Genomic DNA, 23,901 nt, shown 5'->3' with positions numbered 1-23,901 from the left:
GGGCGCACACCGCCGTGCGCGAAGGCTGAGCGACCAAGGAGTGCTTGAGCAGATGTCGTCCTCGGACACGCTGACCGACCGGTTCTACCACCACGCCCCCGACGCGACCGCGACGCGGTCCCCCGACCAGCTGGCCGCCGCGGCCCGGTCGGTCGCCGCACTGAGCGCGGGACGCCCGGACGGAGAGGCGGCCGTGCGCGTGTTCAACCCCTCTCCGGAGACCGACGGGTGGAGCAGCCGGCACACCTTCGTCGAGGTCGTCAACGACGACATGCCCTTCCTCGTCGACTCCGTCCTGGGGGAGATCAGTCGTCACGGGCTCGGGGTCCACCAGCTCTTCCACCCCCAGATGGTGGTCTCGGAGGAGGACGCCTCGGTCCTGGACCTCGACCTGCGGGACGCCGGGCCGGGGCAGCGGGCCGAGTCCTGGATCCTCGTCGAGGTCGACCGGGTGCCGGAGGAGGAGGAGCGCAGAGCGCTCCAGGAAGATCTGCGCAGCGTCCTGGTGGACGTGCGCAAGGCCTACGAGGACTGGGGCCACATGCGCCAGCGCGCCCGGGCGATCATCGCCGAGCTGGAGATCTCCCCGCCCCGCACGGTCGACCAGGACACCGTGCGACCGACCGTGGACTTCCTCAGCTGGCTCGACGACCACCACTTCACCTACTTGGGCTACCGCGCCTACGACCTCGTCGAGGAGGAGGACGCGGCATACCTGCGGTCCGTGCCGGGCAGCGGACTGGGGATCCTGCGGGACCGCCCAGGGGCCGAGGCGACGATGAGCCAGCTGCGGCCGGAGGCCGCCGCGACCGCCCGTGAGCCGCGGCTGCTGACGATCACCAAGGCCAACACCCGCGCCACCGTGCACCGGTCGGTGCCCCTGGACTACATCGGCATCCGGCGGTTCGACGACCAGGGGCGCGTCGTCGGTGAGCAGCGCTTCCTGGGGCTGTTCACCCAGAGCGCCTACGCCGAGTCGACCACCCGCCTGCCGATCGCCGCCCCCAAGGTCAAGCGGATCCTGGAGGCCAGCGGCTACGCGCCCGACAGCCACTCCGGCAAGGACCTGCTCGGGGTGCTCGAGGGCTACCCGCGCGACGAGCTCTTCCAGGCTCCCGAGGACTACCTGCGGGAGACCTCCGAGGACGTGCTGCGGCTGCTGGAGCGTCCCGAGGCCAAGGCCTACGTCCGCCGCGACGAGTTCGGACGCTTCGTCAGCGCGCTCGTCTACCTGCCGCGCGACCGCTACAACACGGCCAACCGGCTCAAGGTGCAGCGACTGCTGGAGAAGACCTACGGCGGGGAGATGTCCGACTACGCCACCCGTGTCGGCGACGGGCCGCTGGCCCAGCTGCACTTCATGATCCGGCTGCCCAAGGACCGTCCGGCCCCCGAGGTCGCGCCCGAGGAGCTGCAGCGTCAGCTCGTGGCGGCGACCCGGACCTGGACCGAGAGCCTCACCGACGCGGTCACCGAGAACGTCGACGACGAGAGCACCGTCGGCGACCTGGTCGCCCACTTCGCCGGCGCCTTTCCCGAGGCCTACAAGGAGGACTTCGACGGGCGGGCCGCCTACTTCGACATCGCGCGGCTCGCGGAGCTGGCGGACTCCTCGGTCTCGGTCCGTCCGCACCTGTACCGCGAGAGCGAGGACGACGCCCAGGAGCGGCGGATGAAGGTCTACCGCACCGAGGAGATGTCGCTGACCGACGTGCTGCCGGTGTTTGCCGACCTCGGGCTGGAGGTCACCATCCAGCGGCCCTACGTCCTCGACGGACCCAAGATCACGACGAGCTACGTCTACGACTTCGGTCTGCGCGCACCCTCGGAGGAGGTGTGGACCGGGCGCGGAGGACGGTCGGAGGACGAGGTCGCCGCCGCGTTCGAGGACGCGTTCACCGCGGTATGGAGCGGGGCGGCCGAGTCCGACCAGCTCAACTCCCTCGTGCTGACCGCCGGTCTCGACTGGCGCCAGGTGGTGATCCTGCGCACGCTGGTGCGCTACCTGCGCCAGGTCGGTGCGTTCAGCCTGGACTACATCGAGGAGGCCCTCGTGGCGAACCCGGTGGTCGCCGGGCTGCTCATCGACCTCTTCGCCGCCCGGTTCGACCCCGACGCCGACCTCGGGGAGGAGGAGCGGGCGTCCAGGGTCGAGGAGCTGCAGACCCGGATCGTGGAGGAGCTGGACGACGTCTCCAGCCTGGACCAGGACCGCATCCTGCGCGCCCTCGTCGCCGTCGTCGGGGCCGCGGTCCGCACCAACTTCTACCAGCGGGACGAGGACGGCCAGCCCAAGGCACGCGTCTCGGTCAAGCTGCTGCCCCGTGAGCTGCCCCTGCTTCCCGAGCCCCGGCCGGCGTTCGAGATCTGGGTCTACGCCCCCCGCGTGGAGGGTGCCCACCTGCGCTTCGGGGCCGTCGCGCGCGGCGGTCTGCGCTGGTCGGACCGTCGCGAGGACTTCCGCACCGAGGTGCTGGGGCTGGTGAAGGCGCAGATGGTCAAGAACGCCGTCATCGTGCCGACCGGGTCCAAGGGGGCGTTCTTCGCCAAGCAGCTGCCGGACCCCTCAGCGGACCGCGAGGCCTGGCTGGCCGAGGGCAAGGCCGCCTACACCACGTTCATCTCGGGCCTGCTGGACATCACCGACAACCGCGAGGGGGATGAGGTCGTGGCACCCGACCGGGTGCTGCGCTACGACCAGGACGACCCCTACCTCGTCGTGGCCGCGGACAAGGGGACCGCGACGTTCTCGGACCTGGCCAACTCCGTCGCCCGCGAGTACGGCTTCTGGCTGGACGACGCCTTCGCCTCGGGCGGCTCGGCCGGGTACGACCACAAGGAGATGGGCATCACCGCCCGCGGCGCCTGGGAGTCGGTCAAGCGGCACTTCCGCGAGCTGGGCCTGGACACCCAGACCGAGGACTTCACCGCCGTCGGGATCGGCGACATGGGCGGCGACGTGTTCGGCAACGGGATGCTGCTCTCCGAGCACATCCGGCTGGTCGCCGCCTTCGACCACCGGCACATCTTCCTGGACCCCGACCCCGACGCGGCGAGCTCCTTCGCCGAGCGCCGCCGGCTCTTCGAGCTGCCGCGGTCGAGCTGGGAGGACTACGACACCAGCCTGCTGAGCGAGGGTGGCGGGATCTACCCCCGGACGGCCAAGTCGGTCCCGGTCAGCGAGCAGGTGCGCGAGCGCCTCGGGCTGCCCGAGGGGACGTCCAGCCTGACTCCGCACGAGCTGCTCCGTGCCATCCTCGCGGCCCCGGCCGACCTGCTCTGGAACGGGGGCATCGGCACCTACGTCAAGGCCTCGACCGAGAGCCATGCCGACATCGGCGACCGGGCCAACGACGCCATCCGGGTCGACGGCCAGGACCTTCGGGTGCGGGTCGTCGGTGAGGGCGGCAACCTCGGGATGAGCCAGCTGGGCCGGATCGAGGCCGCGCTGCACGGCGTGCACATCAACACCGACGCCATCGACAACTCCGCCGGTGTCGACAGCTCCGACCACGAGGTCAACATCAAGATCGCGCTGACCCCCATGGTCGCCGACGGGTCGATGACGCTGGAGGAGCGCAACACGCTGCTGGAGTCGATGACCGAGGAGGTCGCGGCCAAGGTGCTGCGGCACAACTACGAGCAGAACGTGCTCATCGGCAACGGCCGCAGCCAGCGTGAGGTGATGGCTCCGGTCCACCAGCGGCTGATCGGCTACCTGCAGGAGACCGCCGGTCTGGACCCTGCCCTGGAGTTTCTGCCCGGGCGCAAGGAGTGGTCCCGCCGGGAGCGGGAGGGACTGGGCCTGACCAGTCCCGAGTTCTCGGTGCTCGTGGCCTACGCCAAGCTGGGCCTGAAGGACGCCCTCAACGACAGCGAGCTGCCCGACGACCCGGCGCTGACCGGGACCCTGCTGGGTTACTTCCCCGGCCCGCTTCAGGAGGTGGCCGGGGACCGGCTGCAGGCCCACCCGCTGCGCCGCCAGATCGTCGTCAACGAGATCGCCAACGCGATGGTCAACCGGGGAGGGGTCAGCTTCGCCTACCGCGCCGCCGACGAGACCGGGGCCACCCTGACCCAGATCGCCCGCGCCTTCCACGTCGTCCGCGCCGTCTTCGACATGAACGCCTTCATGGCCCAGGTCGAGGAGATGGACAACCAGGTCGACACCGACACCCAGACCGAGCTCTACCTGGAGTTCCGGCGCCTCATCGACCGTGGCGTGCGCTGGTTCCTCAACAACCGGTCGCTGAGCAGCCGGATGGAGCAGGAGATCGAGCACTTCGCCGGCCCGGTCCAGTCGCTCGTGCCGGTGATGGACGAGCTGCTGCAGGGCACCGAGCGCGACCGGTGGCAGGAGCGGGTGGACTGGGCCACCAAGCGCGGAGTCCCGCAGGAGCTCGCCCACGCCTACGCCTCGTTGCTGGACAGCTACTCGCTGCTGGACGTCACCGAGCTGGCGATGGACATGGACAGGGACGTGCGGGAGATCGCCGAGATCTACTTCGGGGTCTCCGAGGCCTTCCGCCTCGACGACCTGCTCACCCACGTCTCCAACCTGCCCCGGATCGACCGCTGGTCCTCGCTGGCCCGCGGGGCCATGCGCGACGACATCTACGGAGTCATGCGCGGGCTGTCGCGCACGGTGGCGGAACGGACGACCCCCGGGTCGGACTCCGTCGAGCGGGTCGAGGAGTGGATGGCCGAGCACCGCGACGCCCTCGTGCGCACCAGCCAGGTGCTGCGGACCGTCGGGGAGATGGACCAGCCCGACCTGGCGCCCCTGTCCGTCGCGCTGCGCACGCTGCGCGGCCTGGTCCGGCAGGGGTCGGCGACCGACTGACGAGGGACGCCCGACGGGCGCCCGCGGCTCCGGCCCACGGGCGGAGCCGGGGGTGCCCGGTGCCGGGTCGGGGCGCCCGGGCCGGCCGGGGTCCGGCGCTGGCCGGGGTCTGCGCGGCGGTAGGGTGCGCACGTGCCCACGCTGCGCGACACGCTCTCCCGCGCCTCGATGTCCGACGCCGACGTCGACTGGCTGCACCGGCTGGTCGGAGACTGGCAGATGGTGGCCGACCTGTCGTTCGCGGACCTCACGCTGTGGATCCCGGTCGAGCTGGACGACCACGACGACCCCTACCTGTCCCCGTGGTTCCTCGCGGCGCACGCGCGCCCGACCACCGGGCCGAACTTCTACCACGACGACGTGATCGGACAGCCCCCGACGGCCGAGCGGCAGCGCTGGCTCACCCAGGTGCTGACCTCCGGCCGGGCGGTGACGCCCGACGAGATGGGCTACGTGCGGGAGCAGTATGTCCCGGTCGTGCGCCGGGGGCGCACCATCGCCGTGCTCGTGCGGCATACCGACCTGCAGAACATGCGCCAGCAGGGTGGTCTGGAGGTCAACTACCTGCAGATCAGCCAGCAGCTGTTCAGCATGATCGCCGAGGGTGCCTTCCCGGTGGAGGGTGGCGCCACGGGCGTGGGTCGGGGCACGCCCCGGGTGGGGGACGGGGTGGTCCGGCTCACTGCCGACGGTCTCATCGACTACGCCAGCCCCAACGCGGTCTCGGCGCTGCGCCGGCTGGGGCACACCGACCAGGTGAACGGCGCCGACCTGTCCCGGATCGTCACCGACCGGCTGGTCGAGGGCACGCACATGGACGAGACGGTGCCGCTGGTCCTGACGGGCCGGGCACCGTGGGGGACCGAGATCGAGACCTCGGGGATCAACCTGACCCTGCGGGCGGTGCCGCTCACCCGGGGCGGCACCCGGCTGGGCGCGCTGCTGCTGCTGCGCGACGTCTCCGAGCTGCGCCGGCGGGAGCGCGAGCTGATCAGCAAGGACGCCACCATCCGCGAGATCCACCACCGGGTGAAGAACAACCTCCAGACGGTCGCCGCGCTCCTGCGCATCCAGTCCCGCAGGCTGGACGACCCCGCCGCCCGGGAGGCGCTCGCGGAGGCCGGCCGTCGGTTGTCCACCGTGGCCCTCGTGCACGACACGCTGAGCCAGGGGTTCTCCGAACAGGTGGACTTCGACGAGGTCGCCACCCGCATCCTGCGGGCCACCGTGGAGGTCGCCGCGACCCGCACGGTCGTGGCCACCGAGCTGAGGGGCACCTTCGGATCGCTGCTCGCCGAAGACGCGACCCACCTGGCGATGGTGCTGGCCGAGCTGGTGCACAACGCGGTCGAGCACGGCTTCGAGGAGCACCGCGACGCCCCGGCGGAGCAGGCCCCGGCCGAGGTCGCCCGCCCCCGGGTCGTGGTCGAGGCCCGGCGACGGGCCCAGGTGACGGGACCGGGGGAGATCGTCGAGGTCACCGTCTCGGACAACGGGGCGGGCCTGACACCCGATGAGGTCGGGCCCGGCGGCCCGGGGCTCGGGATGCAGATCGTCCAGGCCCTCATCACGGACCTGCGCGGCACGATCGCCTGGGAGAGCGCGGAGCCGCACGGGACCGTCGTCCGGTTCACTGTGCGGCTGAGGAGTGCTCCCGCGGCCTGAGGGGTCGGCGCTTGAAGGGTCGCGGTTTGAGTGGTCGGTGCTTGAAGGGCCTTGAAGGGTCGCGGCCTGAGTGGCCGGTGCTTGAGGTGTCGCGGCCTGAGTGGCCGGTGCCCGCGGCCTGGGAGTGCTAGGTCCGGGGGTTCGACCCGCAGGGGTCGGCTACGCCGGAGGGGCCGGCTCAGCCGGCGCGGCGGGCGCGGGCCTTGCGCCGCTTGAGTGCGCGGCGCTCGTCCTCGGAGAGGCCGCCCCACACGCCGGCGTCCTGGCCGGTCTCCAGGGCCCACTTCAGGCAGGTGTCGATGACCGGGCAGGTCCGGCACACGGCCTTGGCCTCCTCGATCTGCTGCAGCGCAGGACCGGTGTTGCCGATCGGGAAGAACAGCTCCGGGTCTTCGTCCAGGCAGGCTGCGCGATCGCGCCAGTCCATCAGTCGTGCTCCTTGGGTCGCCGTCGGTGCAAAGGTCTCGCCCCGGACCGGCTCGGGCCTCGCCGGTCAAGGGACGATACTGCTGCGTATCTCTTGCCTGCGAGCGCACCCGGGAGGGCCCACGTCGCGTCTGACCGTGCCAACGCCGTGGTCGAGCACAGTGTTCCCATACTCCCAGAGGTATCAGCGCCCGCACAAGGGTCTGGTCCAGGTTCGTTCCCCTGCAGGGGTGAGGCGTCCCTCACACCCAGGAGCCCGCTGCGTAGGCTGGGCAGGCCCCGTCCCGACCATGATCAGGAGTCGTGCACATGCCCCAGGACCACCCGCTCGCCATCGTGGGGGCCCGTGTCGTCCCCGTCTCCGCCGACCCCGTGGAGGACGGCGTCGTGCTGCTGCGCGAGGGCCGCATCGAGGCGGTCGGCACCCGGGAGCAGGTGCCCGTCCCCGGGGACGCCGAGGTCGTCGACGCGGCCGGCGGCTGGCTTCTGCCGGGGCTCGTCGACGCCCACGTCCACCTCGGCGTGTGGGAGGAGGGCGAGGGCTGGGCCGGGCAGGACACCAACGAGATGACCGACCCGGTCATGGCCGCAGCGCGGGCCATCGACGCGATCAACCCCCGCGAGCAGGGCTTCGACGACGCGCTCATGGGCGGGGTGACGACCGTCAACGTCAACCCCGGTTCGGGCAATCCGATCGGCGGCCAGGCGGTGGCGCTGAAGACCTACGGGCGCTACGTCGACGAGATGGTGCTGCGCAACCCCGCCGGGGTGAAGTCGGCCCTGGGGGAGAACCCCAAGCGGGTCTACGGCGAGCAGAAGAAGACGCCTTCGACGCGGCTGGGCGTCGCGCTGGTGCTGCGGACGGCCTTCGAGGCGGCCCGTTCCTACCGGGCCCGCAGGGACGCCGCGGACGGCAAGCCGGTCGACACCGACCTGGTGAGCGAGATCCTCGTGGCGGTGCTCGACCGCGAGATCCCGTGGCGCCAGCACTGCCACCGCGCCGACGACATCGCGACCGCGCTGCGCCTGGCCGACGAGTTCGGCTACGAGCTCGTGCTGGACCACGGCACCGAGTCCTACCTGCTCGCCGACGTGCTCGCCGAGCGGCAGGTGCCGGTGCTCTACGGCCCGCTCATCGTCAGCCGGTCCAAGGTCGAGGTGCGTGAGCGCTCCTTGGCCGCACCGGGGATCCTGGACCGTGCGGGGGTGCCGGTGTCGATCATCACCGACCACCCGGTCGTGCCGATCGAGTACCTCATCACCCAGGTCGCGCTCGCCGTGCGTGAGGGGATGGGCCGCCACGCGGCGCTGCGCGCGGTGACGCTCAACCCGGCGAGGGTGCTGGGCGTCGACGACCGGGTCGGCTCCCTCGACGTGGGCAAGGACGGCGACGTCGTGCTGTGGTCCGGGGATCCGCTCGACCTTCAGTCACGGGTGTTGCGCACCTGGGTCGACGGGACCGAGGTCTACTCCTGGGACGCCGAATCGGGCGCAGGGACGGTGCGTCCGCGCGGCTGACGGCCGTCACCTGGCGCCGTGGGCACCCCCGGTGGCTGTGCTGGGCCGCCACCGGGGGGACCGCGCTGTGCACCATCCGCGTCCTGGCACGCGACTCGCCGCAGCGGACACGGCACGGTGCGCGACACGCCGGGACGGACGAGCCGTCATGCCGGGGCGTCGTGCTGAGCGTCCTGCCCGTCAGTGGGCCTCGGTGACCCGCCCCGGGTGGGTGGGGGCCAGGACGCAGTCGGGGCACAGGCCGTGCTCCGGCAGGTGGTAGAAGACGCAGCACCCGGTGCGCAGGAAGGCCGCCTCGGCGGGGTCGTGCCCCGGGACCTCCGTGCCGACCCCGGCCGGCAGGTCTGACGCCGGCACCAGGGCGCCGCCGGCCCGGACGGCGGGGTCGGCCAGCAGCAGCCGGCCCAGCTCGGCGACCCGTCCGGCGACCTCCGGACGGCGGCCACCGAGCACCCGCAGGGCCCCGACGAGGCTCGACGTGCTGTTGCTGACGAGCACCCGCTCGGGCGTCCGGCCGGTCTTGGCGCACGCCTCGTGCAGATCGTGCAGGGAGGAGGCCACGACCGTCTTACCGATCCGCCGCGCCGCCTCCTCGGGAGAGGTCACGGCATACCCGTGGTCCGCGTCCCGGACCCCGAGGGGGACAGAGCCGCGGTGCACGGGGCTGGCCAGCAGGGAGGCGGAGGACAGGTCGGGCACCCAGGAGTGCAGGACCGCCGAGGCGAGGACGACCGACCACAGCCTGGAGGCCAGTCCGACCTGGACGGCGGAGACCGCCACCTTGGGGTCGAGCTCGCCCACCGGGATGCCGGCGCCGTCGGCGAGGAGGGTGCGCACCGCGTCGAAGCGGGGCTCCAGCGCCGGGCCCGACAGCACCTGTGCCCACGGGACGGCGTCGCTCCCCTGCGGGGGCGGGGCCGCGAGGGCGAAGAAGCCGCCGAGCCCGTCCAGCGTCCGGACGAGCCCGGCGGCCTGCGGCGCCGGTGGCGTCGAGGTCACGTCCTGCGGGCCAGCACCGCCCGGGCGGCGGCGAAGCGGGCGATCGGGACGCGGAACGGCGAGCAGGACACGTAGTTGAGGTTCAGCTCCTCGAACAGGTCGATCGAGGCGGGGTCACCACCGTGCTCACCGCAGACGCCGAGCTTGAGGTCGGGCTTGGTCGCACGGCCGCGCTCGGCGCCGATCTGCACCAGCCCGCCCACTCCGTCCTTGTCGATCGACTCGAACGGGTTGGACGGGATGACCTCGTCGGAGACGTAGGCCGACAGGAACCCGCCCTCGGCGTCGTCCCGGCTGATGCCGATCCCGGTCTGGGTCAGGTCGTTGGTGCCGAAGGAGAAGAAGTCGGCGTGCTCGGCGATCTGGTCGGCCACGATCGCCGCCCGCGGCAGCTCGATCATCGTGCCCACGTGCACCTCCAGCTGCTCGCCGGCAGCCTCGAGCTCGTCGGCGACCGTGCGGTCGACGATCTCGCGCTGGACCTGCAGCTCCTTGGCGTAGGCGACGAGGGGGATCATGATCTCGACCGTGGCCGTCTCGCCCTCGCGCTCCTTGACCGCCAGCGCGGCCCGGACGATCGCCCGGGTCTGCATCTCGGGGATCTCCGGGTAGAGCATCGCCAGGCGGCACCCGCGGGTGCCCAGCATCGGGTTCTGCTCGTGCAGGCGCTTGACCTGGGACAGCAGGGTCCGGGCCTCGGAGAGCTGGTCCTTGTCACCGTCGGTGAGCTCCAGACGCTGGACCAGCAGGGACTGCTCGACCAGGTCGGGGAGGAACTCGTGCAGCGGAGGGTCGAGCAGCCGGACGGTCACCGGCAGGCCCTTCATCTGCGTGAAGATCGCCTCGAAGTCCTCCTGCTGCATCGGCAGGATGGCCTCGAGGGCCTCGGCACGCTCCTCGGCGTCGTCGGCCAGGATCATCCGCCGCACGGCGGGGAGCCGGTCGGCGGCCATGAACATGTGCTCGGTGCGGCACAGGCCGATGCCCTCGGCGCCGAGCTCGCGGGCCTTGGCCGCGTCCTCGCCCGTGTCGGCGTTGGCGCGCACCCCCAGGCGGCGGATCTCGTCGGCCCAGCCGACGATCGCGCTGAAGTCCTCGTTGATCTGCGGCGGCACCAGCTCGAGCGCCTCGCCGTAGACCTCACCGGTGGATCCGTCGAGGGTGATGACGTCGCCCTCGGCGAAGACCGAGTCCCCGACCGAGAGGGTCTTCTCGGTCGTGTTGATGCGGATGCCCTGGGCGCCGGCCACGCAGGGCTTGCCCATGCCACGCGCGACCACGGCGGCGTGGGAGGTCATGCCTCCGTGGGCGGTGAGCACGCCCTGGGCCACGATCACGCCGTGGATGTCGTCGGGGGTGGTCTCGTAGCGGACCAGGACGACGGCCTCGCCGGCCCGTCCACGCTGCTCGGCGGTGTCGGCGTCGAAGACCACCGCACCGACCGCCGCGCCGGGGGAGGCGGGCAGTCCCTTGGTCACCGGCTTCTTGCCGTGGTCAGCGTCGATCGCCGGGTGGAGCAGCTGGTCCAGCTGCTCGGGTGCGATCCGCTGCAGCGCCTCCTCGCGGGTGAGCACACCCTCCCCGACCATGTCGCGGGCCACCTTCAGCGCGGCCGCGGCGGTGCGCTTGCCGTTGCGGGTCTGGAGCAGGTAGAGCGTGCCCTCCTCAACCGTGAACTCGATGTCCTGCATGTCCTTGTAGTGGCTCTCCAGGTCGTGCATCGTCTGCACGAGCTGGGCGTAGGCCTCGGGGAGCACCTGCTCCATCTCGGAGAGCTCGCGCGGGGTCCGGATGCCGGAGACCACGTCCTCGCCCTGGGCGTTGACGAGGAACTCGCCGTAGAGCTCCTTGCCGCCGGTCGAGGGGTTGCGGGTGAAGCAGACGCCGGTCGCCGAGGTCTCGCCGCGGTTGCCGAAGACCATCTGCATGACGTTGACGGCCGTGCCCAGGTCGTCCGGGATGGCGTTGGCCTTGCGGTAGACCCGGGCGCGGGGGGTGTCCCAGGAGCTGAAGACCGCGTCGATGGCGCCCCGCAGCTGTTCGCGCGGGTCGGCGGGCAGCTCGCGGCCGAGCTCGCGGCGGGAGACGTCCTTGAAGGTGGCGACGAGCTCCTTGAGGTCGTCGGTGGACAGGTCCGTGTCCTGCGCGACGCCGCGACGGGCCTTGAGCGAGGTCAGCTCGTCCTCGAACAGGTGCGGGGGCACACCCTCGACGACCTCGCCGTACATCTGGAGGAAGCGGCGGTAGGAGTCCCAGGCGAAGCGGGGGTTGTCGGCCTCGGCGCCCAGCGCCTCGACGGTCTCGTCGCTGATGCCCAGGTTGAGGATGGTGTCCATCATGCCGGGCATGGAGAAGACGGCCCCGGAGCGGACCGAGAGCAGCAGCGGCTTGTCGGCGCTGCCCAGGGTGCGGCCGGTGCGCTCCTCCAGCCGGGCCAGGGCGGCCAGGGTGTCGTCCCACAGGCTCTCCGGCCAGTCCCCGGAGTTCTCCATGGTGGCCACGCACGCGGCGGTGCTGACCGTGAAACCGTCCGGAACCGGGATGCCCAGGCGCTTCATCTCGGCCAGGTTGGCCCCCTTGCCGCCGAGCAGGGTCTTCATGCCCGCGTTCCCCTCGGACATGTCGTAGAGGTACTTGACCTGGTCGTTATCGCTCATGCTGGCGTGCTCCGCTCTGTGCGTGGTTCCGGAGCGTCCTCGCCCCGTCTACACTCGTCGACCCTAGCGTGGGCCGGTCAGCCTCCGGCAGCCGCCTCCCGCCGCTTCTGGACCACCTCGATGACCCGTCCGGCCGCCTCCTCCAGGGCCAGGCTCGTCGTGTCGATGACCGGGCAGCCCAGGCTGCGCTGGATGGCGGTCACCTCGTCCAGCTCGTCGAAGATGTGGGCCAGCTCGGTGTAACCGTCCCGCTGGACCGCCCGGCTCCCCATCGTCCGGACCCGGCGGGTGCGGATCTGGGCGAGCCGCTCGGGGTCGATGGTCAGACCGACCACCTTCCACCGCTGCACGTCGAAGAGCTGCGTAGGTGCCGGGATCCCGGGGACCAGGGGGATGTTGGCGGTCTTGTAGCCCAGGTAGCCCAGGTACATCGACAGCGGCGTCTTGCCCGAGCGGCTCACCCCTACGAGCACGATGTCGGCCTCGCGCAGGTGGTTGGACAGGTTGCCGTCGTCGTTGGCGATCGAGAACTCCATCGCCTGCACCCGCTTGAAGTAGTCCTCGCCGACCCCGACCGGACGGACGACCCGCTCGGGATCCTGGCCGGTGGCCTCGCGCAACGCCCCCACGGCCGGCTCCAGCAGGTCGGCGTGCGGCAGCGAGCGCTCGGTGCACAGCTGGGTCACGAGGTGCCGCAGCCCCTCGTCCACGACGGTGGAGAAGACGACCGTCCGGGCCCGGTCCGGATGCATCCGGGCGAACGCGTCGTGCAGGCCCTCGGCGGAGGACTGCCGCGGGTGACGGATGATCCGCACGTCGTAGCCCACGTACTGCGCGGCAGCGGCCCGGGCCACCCGCGCGGCGGTGTCGCCGGTGGAGTCGGCGATGATGTGGACCTCGATCGGGGTGTCCGGCATGGCCGACATCGTAGGGGTCCGCGGTCGGTCGGGGTCGTCACGGGACCGGGGTGCGGTCGGACAGGGGCGTCACGCCGACCGGGGTGCGGTCGGACGGGGTCGTCACGCGGACCGGGGTGCGGTCAGACGGGGTCGTTCCGCTCGCCGGGGGACGGGGCGCCGCTGGTGCCCTCGACGTCGGCGGGGAAGGCGTCGCCCTCGTCGGGGATCGAGCCGGGCTCGGAGGTCAGGGTCGCCTGCTCCTGGACCTCGGCGGGGACCGTGGCGTCCGCGAGGTGGACGGGGCCGTCGTGCTCGGCCTCGACCTGCTCGGCGGTCGTCGTCCCCGGGTCCTCGTCCCCCTGGGTGCCGCCGAAGCTGCCGCCGACGAAGGTGCCCTCGGACGCGTTGTCGGAGGGCTGGTCCGGGGTGCTCGTCTGCTCGTCCATGGAGGCCAGCCTGCCCCGGTGGCCGGGGCCCGGCAACCGGTGGCTGCCAGACTGGCGAGCATGTCCACCACCCCGTCCCCGGTCGTGGCCGTGGTCGGGGCGACCGCCACCGGCAAGTCCGACCTCGGCGTGGCCCTGGCCCTGGCGCTCGGGGGCGAGGTGGTCAACGCCGACGCCTCCCAGCTGTACCGGGGCATGGACGTGGGGACCGCCAAGCTGACCCCCGCGGACCGCCGGGGCGTGCCCCACCACCAGCTCGACGTGCTCGACGTCCGCGAGGAGGCGAGCGTCGCGGCATACCAGGCAGCTGCCCGGGCCGACCTGCGGGCGGTGCGCGCCCGCGGACGCGTCCCGGTGGTCGTCGGGGGGTCCGGGCTGTACGTGCGGGCGCTGCTGGACCGGCTCGAGATCCCCCCGACCGACCCGCGGGTGCGGGCCCGCTGGGAGGCCGAGCTCGAACGGGTGGGGCCCGAGGCGCTGCACGCCCGGCTCGCGGCGGTCGACGACGTCGCGGCGCGGGGGATCCAGCCGCGCAACGGGCGCCGGATCGTGCGCGCCCTGGAGGTCGTCGACCTCACCGGGCGGCCCTTCAGCGCCACCATGCCCACCCGCGAGCACGTGGAGCCCACGGTGGTGCTGGGGCTGCGGGCCGCGCGCGGGGTGCTGGACGACCGGATCGCCCGGCGGACGGAGGGGATGTGGCGCGCGGGCCTGCTGGAGGAGGTGCGGGCCCTGGTCGGGCAGGGGTTGCGGGAGGGGCGTACGGCCTCGCGAGCCGTCGGCTACGCCCAGGCACTGCGCGAGCTCGACGGGGAGCTGGACCGGGAGGAGGCGGTGGCCGAGACCGTCCTGGCCACCCGCAGGCTGGCCCGTCGGCAGGAGCGCTGGTTCGGGCCGGACCCGCGCATCCACTGGCTCGAGCACGACGCGCCCGACCTGGTGGAGCAGGCCCTGGCCGTGGTCCGCGGACGGGGCTGACCGGGCCTCGGGCTGGGGGGCGAGGGTCCCGGGGTGCCACGGCACCTGGGCCGGGGGCGAGGTGCCGTGTGCCGTCAGCCGCGGCGCACGCAGAGCACCCGGAAACCCTTGCTGCTGGCCTCCCGCGTCACCCGGACCGGCCCCATCCGATCGGGGAGCGTGGTCTGCAGCCAGGTCTGCAGCGAGTCGGCGCCGAGGTTCTTCTGCACCACGAGGTATGCCGTGCCCTCCGGGGCCAGGCGGGGCAGCCAGGCGGTGAGCATCCCGTGGAGCACCTCCTTGCCCACCCTGATCGGCGGGTTGGACCACAGCAGGTCGAAGCGCCGCTCGGCCGGCACCTCCTCGGGGGTCAGGACCTCGACGCGGTCGGCGACGTCGAGGGCCACGGCGTTGCGCCGGGCCAGGTCCAGGGCCCGCTCGTTCACGTCGACCGCCAGCACGTGCGCCCCCGGTGACTCCAGGGCCATCGTCAGTGCCAGCGGTCCCCAGCCGCACCCGAGGTCCAGGAACGACCCCTCCGGCGGAGGAGGAGGGACCTCGGCCAGCAGCACCCGGGTGCCCCGGTCGATGCCGTCGGGGGAGAAGATCCCGCCCGCGGTCACCACCTCCACGTCCCGGCCGGCCAGCCGGACCGGCACCCGGCGCAGCTCGCCGTCGGAGGCCGGCCTGGCGGTGAAGTAGTGGTCCTGGGGCGGGGACATGGCCGGGAAGTCTACGGGTTGACGGGCAGGACGCCGGGGCGACGGGCGCAGGCTCCGGTGCGGGGGGTCCGGTGCGGGCGGGACGCGGGTGCGGTGCGCACGGGCGCGAGGTTCCGGTGCGGACGGGGACGGGCCCCGGGCACAAATCCGGTGGTCCTCGACGTTGTCCTCTGGGAAGGTGGGGATCAGCAGCAGCTCCACCGCATACCCCGTGCCTGACCCGAAGGAGACCATGGCGCAGCCGCAGGACCACCCCACCCCCACCCGCAGCAGCGTGTTCGAGGAGGACGCCTGGGGACAGGGCACCGTCGACGTCGACGGGACGTCCGAGCACCACGACGGCCACGACGAGCAGGCCGGCCACGACGAGCGGGCCGGCCACGGCGACCGCGTCGGCCACGGCTACCGGGCGGACCACCCCGACGGTGACCAGCTGGACCGGGAGGAGCGAGCGGCGCTCCAGCGCGTGGCCGGCCTCTCGACCGAGCTCGAGGACGTCACCGAGGTCGAGTACCGCCAGCTGCGCCTGGAGCGCGTCGTCCTCGCCGGGGTCTGGGCCGACGACGGCCGGACCACCGCCGAGGACGCGGAGAACTCCATGCGCGAGCTGGCCGCCCTGGCCGAGACCGCCGGCTCGACCGTGCTCGACGGCGTGGTCCAGCGCCGGCTCAAGCCGGATCCGGCCACCTACCTGGGGTCGGGCAAGGCCAAGGAGCTGCGCGACCTGGTCGCCGAGCACGGCGCCGACACCGTCATCTGCGACGGCGAGCTGGGCCCGTCCCAGCGCCGTGCCCTCGAGGACGTCGTCAAGGTGAAGGTCATCGACCGCACTGCGCTCATCCTCGACATCTTCGCCCAGCACGCCAAGAGCCGCGAGGGACGGGCGCAGGTGGAGCTGGCGCAGCTGCAGTACCTGCTGCCACGCCTGCGCGGCTGGGGCGACTCGATGTCCCGCCAGGCCGGTGGACGGGTCGCCGGCGGTGAGGGCATCGGCTCCCGCGGGCCCGGTGAGACCAAGATCGAGCTGGACCGGCGGCGGATCAACACCCGGATCGCCAAGCTGCGCCGCGACATCACTGCGATGAAGACGGTCCGCGACACCAAGCGCAGCTCGCGCCGTGCCCACAAGGTGCCCAGCGTGGCCATCGTGGGCTACACCAACGCCGGCAAGTCCTCCCTGCTCAACCGCCTGACCGGGGCGGGCGTGCTCGTGGAGGACCAGCTCTTCGCCACGCTGGACCCCACCGTGCGGCGGGCCGAGACGGCCGACGGGCGCACCTACACCCTGTCCGACACTGTCGGGTTCGTCCGGCACCTGCCGCACCAGCTCGTCGAGGCCTTCCGCTCCACGCTCGAGGAGGCGGCGGGGGCCGACGTGCTGCTGCACGTCGTCGACGGCTCCCACCCCGACCCCGAGGGTCAGATCGCCGCGGTCCACGAGGTGCTGGCCGAGGTGGACGACGGGGCCGCGCTGCGGCTGCCCGAGATCGTCGCGGTCAACAAGGCCGACGTGGCCGACCCCGAGGTGGTCGACCGCGTCGTCCGGATGCACCCCCGGGTGGTCGTCGTGTCGGCCCGCACCGGACGCGGCGTGGAGGAGCTGCGGACGGCGCTCGAGGAGACCCTGCCGCGGCCGGAGATCCTCGTCGACGTGCTCCTGCCCTACTCGCGGGGCGACCTGGTCACCCGGCTGCACGAGGAGGGCGAGGTGCTCTCCGAGGAGCACACCGGGGAGGGCACCCGCCTGCAGGCCAAGGTCGACGAGAACCTGCACGGCCATCTCGCCGGGTTCGCCGTCTGACGCCTAGTCTGGCCCGGTGACCACCGCCGAGCACCGACGTCTGGCCGACTCCGACGACTCCCGGGCGCCCTGGCGCCGCTGGGGCCCCTACGTCTCTGGACGGCAGTGGGGGACCGTCCGGGAGGACTACTCCGCCGACGGGAACGCGTGGGCGCACTTCCCGTTCGAACACGCCCACCTGAGGGCCTATCGCTGGGGCGAGGACGGGATCGCCGGCCTGAGCGACCTCGAGGGGCACCTCAACGTCGCCGTGGCGATGTGGAACGGGCAGGACGACCGGCTCAAGGAGCGGTTGTTCGGGCTGACCAACCCGCAGGGCAACCACGGGGAGGACGTCAAGGAGTACTGGTGGCACCTCGAGGGGCTGCCCACCCACTCCTACGCCAGCACGCTCTACCGCTACCCGCAGGCGGCCTTCCCCTACGAGGAGCTGCTGCGGGTCAACGGCGAGCGCGGCGTGCAGGACCCCGAGCACGAGCTGGCCGACACGGGGGTGCTGGACGAGGACCGGTTCTTCGACGTCGTCGTCACCCACGCCAAGGCGGCCCCCGGTGACCTCGTCGTCGAGGTGACCGCGACCAACCACGGCCCTGAGGCCGCTCCGCTGCACCTGCTTCCGCAGGTGTGGTTCCGCAACACCTGGTCCTGGGGCCTGGACGACCGCCGCCCGCAGCTGTGGCGCGACGACGTCGCGGCCGGGCCGGGCGACGGTGGCGTTGTCGTGCGGGGCGAGCACCACGAGCTGGGAAGCGTCACGGTGCGGGCCGAGGGGTCGCCGCGGACCCTGTTCTGCGAGAACGACACCAACGTGGCCGCCCTGCACGGTGAGGACGCGGTCCCGGCCGGGCACACGGCATACCCCAAGGACGCGGTGGGCCGCGCGGTGGTGCACGGGCAGGCCGACGCCTGCAACCCCGAGCAGCGGGGGACGAAGATGGCGTTCTGGTGGTCCTTCGACGCGGTCGCCCCCGGGGAGAGCGTGACCGTGCGGCTGCGGCTGACCGAGGGCGAGGGTGTGACTGCCGACGCCCCGGGCGACGCGGAGGTGGTCGACCTGCGGCGGCAGGAGGCGGACGAGTTCTACGCCGCCGTGCTGCCGGAGGGCACGGACGGGGAGGACGCGCTCGTGGCGCGCCGCGCGTTCGCCGGGCTGCAGTGGTGCAAGCAGCTCTACCTCTACGACGTGACCCGGTGGCTGCAGGGCGACCCCGGCCAACCGCCGCCGCCCCCCGGGCGCGAGCGGAACAGCGACTGGCGGCACGTGAACTTCGCCGAGGTCGTCTCGATGCCCGACGAGTGGGAGTACCCCTGGTTCGCGACCTGGGACCTGGCCTTCCACTGCGTGGCCTACGCGCACGTGGACCCCTACTTCGCCAAGTGGCAGCTGCTGCTCATGTGCCGCGAGTGGTCGATGCACCCCAACGGCCAGCTGCCGGCCTACGAGTGGAACTTCTCCGACGTCAACCCGCCGGTGCACCCGTGGGCGGCGTGGCAGGTCTACTGCATCGACGGTTCGCGCGACCGGGTCTTCCTCGAGCGGGTCGTGCTCAAGATGCTGCTGAACTTCCCGTGGTGGGTCAACCGCAAGGACGCCGACGGCAGCCACGTGTTCGAGGGCGGCTTCCTGGGGCTGGACAACATCGGGCTGTTCGACCGGTCCGACCCGCTCCCCGACGGGCAGCGGCTGGAGCAGGCCGACGCCACCGCCTGGATGGGGCTGTTCTGCCTCAAGATGCTGCGGATGTCGATGGAGCTGGCCCGCGAGGACCCGGCGTGGGACGAGATCGCCACCAAGTTCCTCGTCCACTTCCTCTCCATCGCCCAGGCCATGGACGACATCGGCCGCGGTCACGCCCGCCTGTGGGACGAGGAGGACGAGTTCTTCCACGACATCCTCACCACCGACGACGGGGAGGTGAACCGGATGCCGGTGCGCTCGATGGTCGGACTGCTGCCCCTGTCGGCGGTCGCCATCGTGCCGGACTGGGTGGTCGACGAGCTCCCGGACCTCACCGACTTCTTCGACGGGTGGACCCGGCGGCGCCCCGAGCTGCAGGACGCCCTGCTGCACACCAACCACGACGGGTGCGCCCTGCGCACGCTGTCGATGGTCGACCGGCGCCAGTGGCGGGCTGTCGTGCGGCGGATGCTGGACGAGGGCGAGTTCCTCTCGCCCGGTGGGCTGCGGTCGTTGTCGGCCGCCCACCGCGACGGGGTGCAGGTGCACGTCGGCGGCTCCGACCTGGGGCTGGCCTACGTGCCCGGTGAGTCCGACTCGCGGATGTTCGGCGGCAACTCCAACTGGCGCGGCCCGGTGTGGATGCCCGTCAACGCGCTCCTGACCGACGCGCTGCGCACCTACGGGCGGGGTGCCGGGGCGGGCCGGCCGGTGGAGTACCCCACCGGCTCCGGCGAGGACGTCGCGATCGACCAGGTGGCGGCGCGGATCGAGCGCCGGCTGGTCGGGATCTTCCGTCCCGGCCCGGAGGGCCGTCGCCCCTCGACCCCGGTGCACCACCCGACCGGTCCGCTGTGGGACGCGCATCCGACCTTCAGCGAGTACTTCGACGGCGACTCCGGGGTCGGCCTCGGCGCCTCCCACCAGACCGGCTGGACCGCGCTGGTGGCCCACTTCGTCTGCGCGCCGGACGGGATCGCCAACCGCTGAGACCGGACCCCTCGTCCTGCCGCCGGCGACGCCCGCTCCGGGGGCGGGTGCGGGACACCCCCGCCGGACGCCCGCGCCGCCGACCCACGCCCGCTCCGGGGGCGGGTGCGGCATACCCCCGGAGTAGCCTGGAGCCGGAGGTGAGCGGCGTGATCCGCACCGCGCTGGTGGTCGACGACGAGCCGCAGATCCGCGCCCTGCTGTCGGCCTACCTGACCCGCGACGGGTTCGTGGTCCGGGAGGCGGGCACGGGCGCCGAGGCGCTGCGGCAGGCGGGCCTGGAACCCCTGCCCGACGTGGTGCTGCTGGACGTCGGGCTGCCGGACCTCGACGGCGTCGAGGTCCTCCGACGTCTGCGCCGCGATCGGGACCTGCCGGTGGTGATGGTCAGCGCCAGGACGGAGGAGGGCGACGTCCTCATGGGGCTGGCGGCGGGGGCCGACGACTACGTCACCAAGCCGTTCCGCCCCCGGGAGGTCGCCGCGAGGGTGTCGGCGGTGCTGCGGCGCGCCGCGCCGCCCGTTCCGTCGGCTCAGGACGCCGTCACCGATTCGGAGGTGCTCGCCTTCCCCGGGTTGCGCATCGACCGGGCCCGCAGGGAGGTGCGGCGGGACGACAGCCTGCGCCCGCTGTCGGCCCTGCAGTTCGACCTGCTGTGGGCGCTCGCCGAGCATCCGGGACGGGTGTTCACCCGCGACCAGCTGGTGCAGCGTGTGTGGGGCTACGACCACGTCGGCGACGAACGGGTCGTGGACGTGCACGTGCGCAGCCTGCGCCGGGCGCTCGACGACGACGCCGCGGCGCCCCGGGTCGTCGGGACGGTGCGGGGGGTGGGGTACAAGTTCCTGCCGGTGGCGTCACCGGTCGACGGGCAGGCTGTCCCGTCAGGCAGCGGTCCGTGAGCTGGTGGCGCTCGCTGCGGGCCCGCCTCGTCCTCTCGCACGTGCTCGTGGCGCTGGTCTCGGGCCTGGTCACCGTGGTCGTGCTGCGTCTGGTCGCCCTCCAGCGGTGGGACCGGGCGATGGGGATGGGTGCGGGCAACGGTGCGCGGCACGGTGCGGGCGGCGACGGCGCTCCCGGTGGACCGGCCGGCATGGCCGGCTTCCGGGCGGAGTTCGTCGACAGCGTGGACCGGGCCGTCCTGGTCGGCGTGCTGGTCGGCCTGGTGGTGGCGATCGTCCTCGGTGTCGTCGCGGCCCGTCGGACGGCCCGGCCGCTGGAGCAGCTGCGGACGGCGACCCGACAGCTCTCGCTCGGACGGTATGCCGTGCACGTGCCCCGTCCGGGGACGACCGAGCTGGCCGACCTCGCGGACGACGTGCGCCAGCTGGGGGAACGGCTGGAGGCGACCGAGGCCCGGCGGGCCCGGCTCATCGGCGAGGTGGCCCACGAGATGCGCACGCCGCTGACCGTCACCCGTGGGTACGCCGAGGCGATGCTCGACGGGGTGGTGCCGGCGGACGAGGACGGGCTGGGCAGGGTCGTGGAGCAGACCCGACGGCTGGAGCGGCTGGCCGAGGACCTCAGCAGCCTGTCCCGGGCCGAGGAGGGCAGGCTCGAGGTCCGGGTCGTTTACGCCGACCTCGCGGAGACGGTGGGTTCGGCGGTCGAGGCCGTGCAGGCCCGGGCGGCCGGTCAGGGCGTGCGGGTCCGGGTGGCCGGGCCGGCGTCCCTCCAGGTGCCGCACGACCCCGACCGGATCGCGCAGGTGGTGACCAACCTGCTGACGAACGCGCTGCGGGCCAGCGCGGACGGCGAGGAGGTCCGGGTCGTCGTCACCGGTCCGCGGGACGGTGACGGGACGGGTCCGCGGGACGATGCCGGGACCGGTGCCGTGGCGACCGTGGAGGTCCTCGACCAGGGTGTGGGGCTGCGACCCGGGGAGGAGGAGGCGGTCTTCGAGCGCTTCTACCGCGGGGAGCGCGGCGACGAGGGGACAGCGGGCGAGGACGGCGGCTCGGGCATCGGACTGACGATCGCCCGCGCGCTCGTCCGGGCCCACGGCGGTGAGCTCGTCGCGGCGAGCGACGGCCCGGGCAGGGGTGCCCGGTTCGTGGCCACGCTGCCCCTGGACGGCTCGCCGGCGGCCCAGCCCGAGGGTTAGGTCGCGACCCGACCGACCGCTGGCCCGCAGGAGCCGGACGGTCGACGGCTGGCCGCCCGCCCGCCCGGACAGACGGACTGCTGACCTGCCTGCCCGCACCGACCGACCGCTGAGCCGCCCGCCCGGACAGACCGACCGACGAAACGAGTGGACGGGTTGTGCGCCCGAATCGTCCCGATCTGGGGCACAACCCGTCCACTCGTTCGCTCACGCCAGGCGCCACGTGCCACGCCCGGGCGCCGCCGTCGGTGAGGCCGGGTGGGCCGACGTCCCGGACGGACAGGCCCGAACGTGCGGAGCGGGCGGCACGAGCTCTGTGCCGCCCGCTCCGACCTGCGGTCAGGCGTCGTCCGCGTCCTCGGTCGTGGTCATCGGGCAGTCGCCCGTGCCGTTCCCGTGGTGCTGACCGCCCTGGCCCTGCTGGGCGCCCGGACCGTTCATCGCCGGTCCGCGCTGCCCGCCCGGGCCCTGCTGCAGGCCGGGGCCGGCTCCACCCGGGCCCTGCTGCATGCCCTGCCGCAGGCCCTGGCCGCGGTCACCCGGCTGCATCCCTGGGCCGGGGCCGCCCTGACGGCCGCCGCCGGTGCCCGCCATGTCGGGCAGCTCGCCGGCCGCTGCGGCCTCGAAGGCCGCCAGGTGGTGCTCGGAGGCGTTGAGCAGGTGGCCCAGCACCCGGTCCACGTCCTCGTCGTCGATCTCGTCGATGGTGGACTGCAGGTGCGCGATGTCGGCGGTCTCCAGCTCGATGCCGACCTCGAAGGCAGCCTCGGGGCTGACCAGACCGCGCTCGAGCCAGTCGTCGTACATCGTCTGGATCTCGTCGTTCTCGAACTCCCCGGGGACCTCATCCTCGGGCAGCGTGCCGTCCTTGAGGGTGATGAGCTGGGCCACCGCGTCGTGGTGGCGCTGCTCGGAGACCTCGATCTGCGTGAACGGCGCCAGCCCGTCGTGGGCCTCGCCCAGCTCGTCGTAGAGGTCGCGGGCCATCCGCTCCTCCTCGAGGTTGAACTGCAGCGCGTCCAGCACCTCGGTCGCGGTCCCGCCCTCGTCGGTGCCGTCGTCGCTCTGCGCGATCGCGACACCGGTCCCCAGGGCGAGGGCCGTGCCGACACCGGTCGCCAGCAGCGTGCTCATGAACCTGGTCCTGGTCCTCGTGGTCATCGGTCGTCCCTTCTCTCGTGGTCCTACAACCGAGTCAACGCCCCCGCGATGAAGGCCTCCCGGTGCCGTCCGTGAAGATTCGATGAAGGCGGTCGTGGTTCGGGACCGGGACGGGCGCGGCATACCCTGGCCCGATGGTCAAGGTCACCCAGCGCCGCCGCGTGACCCGGCTGTCCGCGGACGGGTCGGTGCGCGAGCGGGCGGACACCCTGGCGGGGGAGGAGCCGCTCGAGGTCCGGGTCGGAGGCCGGCCCCTGTCCGTGACGATGCGCACCCCGGGCTCGGACTTCGACCTGGTCGTGGGGTTCCTGCACGGCGAGGGCGTGGTGCACGACTGGGCGGACGTCGCGCAGATCGACTACCGCTCGGGCATCGGAGCCGACGGGCAGCGGGACTACAACGTCGTCGACGTCACGCTCGCCGAGGGGGTGGCGCCGCCCGACCCCTCGCTGGAGCGGCACGTCTACACCTCCAGCTCCTGCGGGGTCTGCGGGACGTCCTCGATCGAGGCGGTGCGGCGCACCGGCGGGCACGACCTGACGGACGACCGCGCGGCACACCCCCTGGCCGAGCTGCTGGCCCTGCCGGACCGGTTGCGCGAGGAGCAGCAGGTCTTCGACCGGACCGGCGGGGTGCACGCCGCGGGCCTCTTCCTGCCGGGCCCGGAGGGGCTGGAGCCCGTCTGCGTGCGCGAGGACGTGGGACGGCACAACGCGGTCGACAAGGTGGTCGGGTGGGCCCTGCGGGAGCGGGGTATGCCGTTGCGCGGCTCGGTGCTGCAGGTGTCCGGGCGGGCCTCCTTCGAGCTGGTGCAGAAGGCTGCCCTGGCCGGTGTCCCGCTGCTGTCGGCCGTGTCGGCGCCGTCCGCGCTGGCGGTCCAGCTGGGGGAGGAGCTGGGGATGACGGTGGTCGGGTTCAACCGGGGGAGCAGCCTGAACGTGTACTGCGGGCGGGAACGCGTGCTGGCCTGACGGTGGGAGGCCGCCGTTGTGGCCGGTCGGTGAGGTCGGGATGTGTGGCCGGTCGGTGAGGTCG

The 23,901-nt window shown here is 72.9% G+C and carries 16 protein-coding genes; 9 read left to right on the top strand and 7 right to left on the bottom strand.

Annotation, left to right across the window (positions count from 1 at the left end):
• The first annotated feature begins 52 nt into the window (after positions 1-52).
• Positions 53-4,843 (top strand): NAD-glutamate dehydrogenase, encoded by a 4,791-nt coding sequence (locus ACWHYA_RS00275; RefSeq protein WP_425939948.1) that lies wholly within the window; start codon positions 53-55, stop codon positions 4,841-4,843.
• Positions 4,844-4,975: 132 nt separating this feature from the next.
• The gene (locus ACWHYA_RS00270) at positions 4,976-6,508 is read left to right on the top strand and encodes a sensor histidine kinase (RefSeq protein WP_425939950.1); all 1,533 of its coding nucleotides are present in this window, start codon (positions 4,976-4,978) and stop codon (positions 6,506-6,508) included.
• 178 nt (positions 6,509-6,686) lie between these two features.
• Here ACWHYA_RS00270 and ACWHYA_RS00265 read toward each other — a convergent pair whose 3' ends face one another.
• A complete protein-coding gene (locus ACWHYA_RS00265) occupies positions 6,687-6,935 on the bottom strand; it encodes a WhiB family transcriptional regulator (RefSeq protein ID WP_075958809.1) in 249 nt (82 codons plus the stop codon).
• 308 nt (positions 6,936-7,243) lie between these two features.
• On the opposite strand from ACWHYA_RS00265, the gene ACWHYA_RS00260 reads away from it, so the two are divergent.
• Positions 7,244-8,452, top strand: a complete 1,209-nt coding sequence (locus ACWHYA_RS00260) for an amidohydrolase (RefSeq protein ID WP_425939952.1) — start codon at positions 7,244-7,246, stop codon at positions 8,450-8,452.
• A gap of 180 nt (positions 8,453-8,632) precedes the next feature.
• Here ACWHYA_RS00260 and ACWHYA_RS00255 read toward each other — a convergent pair whose 3' ends face one another.
• The 4 genes from ACWHYA_RS00255 to ACWHYA_RS00240 form a co-directional block, all read right to left on the bottom strand.
• On the bottom strand, positions 8,633-9,451 hold the full coding sequence (locus tag ACWHYA_RS00255; protein WP_425939953.1) for a (2Fe-2S)-binding protein: 819 nt from the start codon (positions 9,449-9,451) through the stop codon (positions 8,633-8,635).
• On the bottom strand, positions 9,448-12,108 hold the full coding sequence (gene ppdK, locus ACWHYA_RS00250) for a pyruvate, phosphate dikinase (RefSeq protein WP_425939955.1): 2,661 nt from the start codon (positions 12,106-12,108) through the stop codon (positions 9,448-9,450). The genes ACWHYA_RS00255 and ppdK overlap by 4 nt, the downstream gene beginning before the upstream one ends.
• 77 nt (positions 12,109-12,185) lie before the next feature.
• Positions 12,186-13,025, bottom strand: a complete 840-nt coding sequence (locus ACWHYA_RS00245) for a pyruvate, water dikinase regulatory protein (RefSeq protein WP_425939957.1) — start codon at positions 13,023-13,025, stop codon at positions 12,186-12,188.
• Between the two features lie 122 nt (positions 13,026-13,147).
• Positions 13,148-13,453, bottom strand: coding sequence for a hypothetical protein (locus tag ACWHYA_RS00240; RefSeq protein WP_425939958.1), 306 nt, complete (start codon positions 13,451-13,453; stop codon positions 13,148-13,150).
• A 60-nt stretch (positions 13,454-13,513) separates the two neighbouring features.
• Between ACWHYA_RS00240 and miaA the strand changes: the two genes are divergently transcribed.
• Positions 13,514-14,431: a tRNA (adenosine(37)-N6)-dimethylallyltransferase MiaA gene (gene miaA, locus ACWHYA_RS00235; RefSeq protein WP_425939960.1), complete on the top strand. Its 918-nt coding sequence runs from the start codon at positions 13,514-13,516 to the stop codon at positions 14,429-14,431.
• Between the two features lie 74 nt (positions 14,432-14,505).
• Here the strand turns inward: miaA and ACWHYA_RS00230 are convergent, their stop codons facing one another.
• A complete protein-coding gene (locus ACWHYA_RS00230) occupies positions 14,506-15,132 on the bottom strand; it encodes a class I SAM-dependent methyltransferase (RefSeq protein WP_425939961.1) in 627 nt (208 codons plus the stop codon).
• 232 nt (positions 15,133-15,364) lie between these two features.
• Between ACWHYA_RS00230 and hflX the strand changes: the two genes are divergently transcribed.
• From hflX to ACWHYA_RS00210, 4 genes are all read left to right on the top strand, one after another.
• Entirely contained in the window at positions 15,365-16,933 is a 1,569-nt protein-coding gene (gene hflX, locus ACWHYA_RS00225; RefSeq protein ID WP_425939963.1) for a GTPase HflX, read from the top strand.
• A 16-nt stretch (positions 16,934-16,949) separates the two neighbouring features.
• Entirely contained in the window at positions 16,950-19,601 is a 2,652-nt protein-coding gene (locus ACWHYA_RS00220; protein WP_425939965.1) for an MGH1-like glycoside hydrolase domain-containing protein, read from the top strand.
• A 140-nt stretch (positions 19,602-19,741) separates the two neighbouring features.
• Positions 19,742-20,503, top strand: a complete 762-nt coding sequence (locus ACWHYA_RS00215) for a response regulator (protein WP_425939967.1) — start codon at positions 19,742-19,744, stop codon at positions 20,501-20,503.
• A complete protein-coding gene (locus ACWHYA_RS00210; protein ID WP_425939969.1) occupies positions 20,500-21,705 on the top strand; it encodes a sensor histidine kinase in 1,206 nt (401 codons plus the stop codon). The genes ACWHYA_RS00215 and ACWHYA_RS00210 overlap by 4 nt, the downstream gene beginning before the upstream one ends.
• 339 nt (positions 21,706-22,044) lie before the next feature.
• Here ACWHYA_RS00210 and ACWHYA_RS00205 read toward each other — a convergent pair whose 3' ends face one another.
• On the bottom strand, positions 22,045-22,866 hold the full coding sequence (locus tag ACWHYA_RS00205; RefSeq protein ID WP_431473608.1) for a DUF2202 domain-containing protein: 822 nt from the start codon (positions 22,864-22,866) through the stop codon (positions 22,045-22,047).
• Between the two features lie 134 nt (positions 22,867-23,000).
• Here ACWHYA_RS00205 and fdhD point away from each other — a divergent pair, with 134 nt between their 5' ends.
• A complete protein-coding gene (gene fdhD, locus ACWHYA_RS00200; protein ID WP_425939972.1) occupies positions 23,001-23,837 on the top strand; it encodes a formate dehydrogenase accessory sulfurtransferase FdhD in 837 nt (278 codons plus the stop codon).
• Positions 23,838-23,901: the final 64 nt, after the last annotated feature.

Source organism: Ornithinimicrobium carbonis (assembly GCF_977012275.1).
Note: the sequence above shows the minus strand (reverse complement) of the source record. Positions and strands in the feature narration are given on the sequence as shown.

Coding starts and splice junctions, on each gene's coding strand:
- ACWHYA_RS00275 (WP_425939948.1), top strand. CDS start 53: ATGTCGTCCTCGGACACGCTGACCGACCGGTTCTACCACCACGCCCCC.
- ACWHYA_RS00265 (WP_075958809.1), bottom strand. CDS start 6,935: ATGGACTGGCGCGATCGCGCAGCCTGCCTGGACGAAGACCCGGAGCTG.
- ACWHYA_RS00260 (WP_425939952.1), top strand. CDS start 7,244: ATGCCCCAGGACCACCCGCTCGCCATCGTGGGGGCCCGTGTCGTCCCC.
- ppdK (WP_425939955.1), bottom strand. CDS start 12,108: ATGAGCGATAACGACCAGGTCAAGTACCTCTACGACATGTCCGAGGGG.
- ACWHYA_RS00245 (WP_425939957.1), bottom strand. CDS start 13,025: ATGCCGGACACCCCGATCGAGGTCCACATCATCGCCGACTCCACCGGC.
- ACWHYA_RS00240 (WP_425939958.1), bottom strand. CDS start 13,453: ATGGACGAGCAGACGAGCACCCCGGACCAGCCCTCCGACAACGCGTCC.
- miaA (WP_425939960.1), top strand. CDS start 13,514: ATGTCCACCACCCCGTCCCCGGTCGTGGCCGTGGTCGGGGCGACCGCC.
- ACWHYA_RS00230 (WP_425939961.1), bottom strand. CDS start 15,132: ATGTCCCCGCCCCAGGACCACTACTTCACCGCCAGGCCGGCCTCCGAC.
- hflX (WP_425939963.1), top strand. CDS start 15,365: ATGGCGCAGCCGCAGGACCACCCCACCCCCACCCGCAGCAGCGTGTTC.
- ACWHYA_RS00205 (WP_431473608.1), bottom strand. CDS start 22,866: ATGACCACGAGGACCAGGACCAGGTTCATGAGCACGCTGCTGGCGACC.
- fdhD (WP_425939972.1), top strand. CDS start 23,001: ATGGTCAAGGTCACCCAGCGCCGCCGCGTGACCCGGCTGTCCGCGGAC.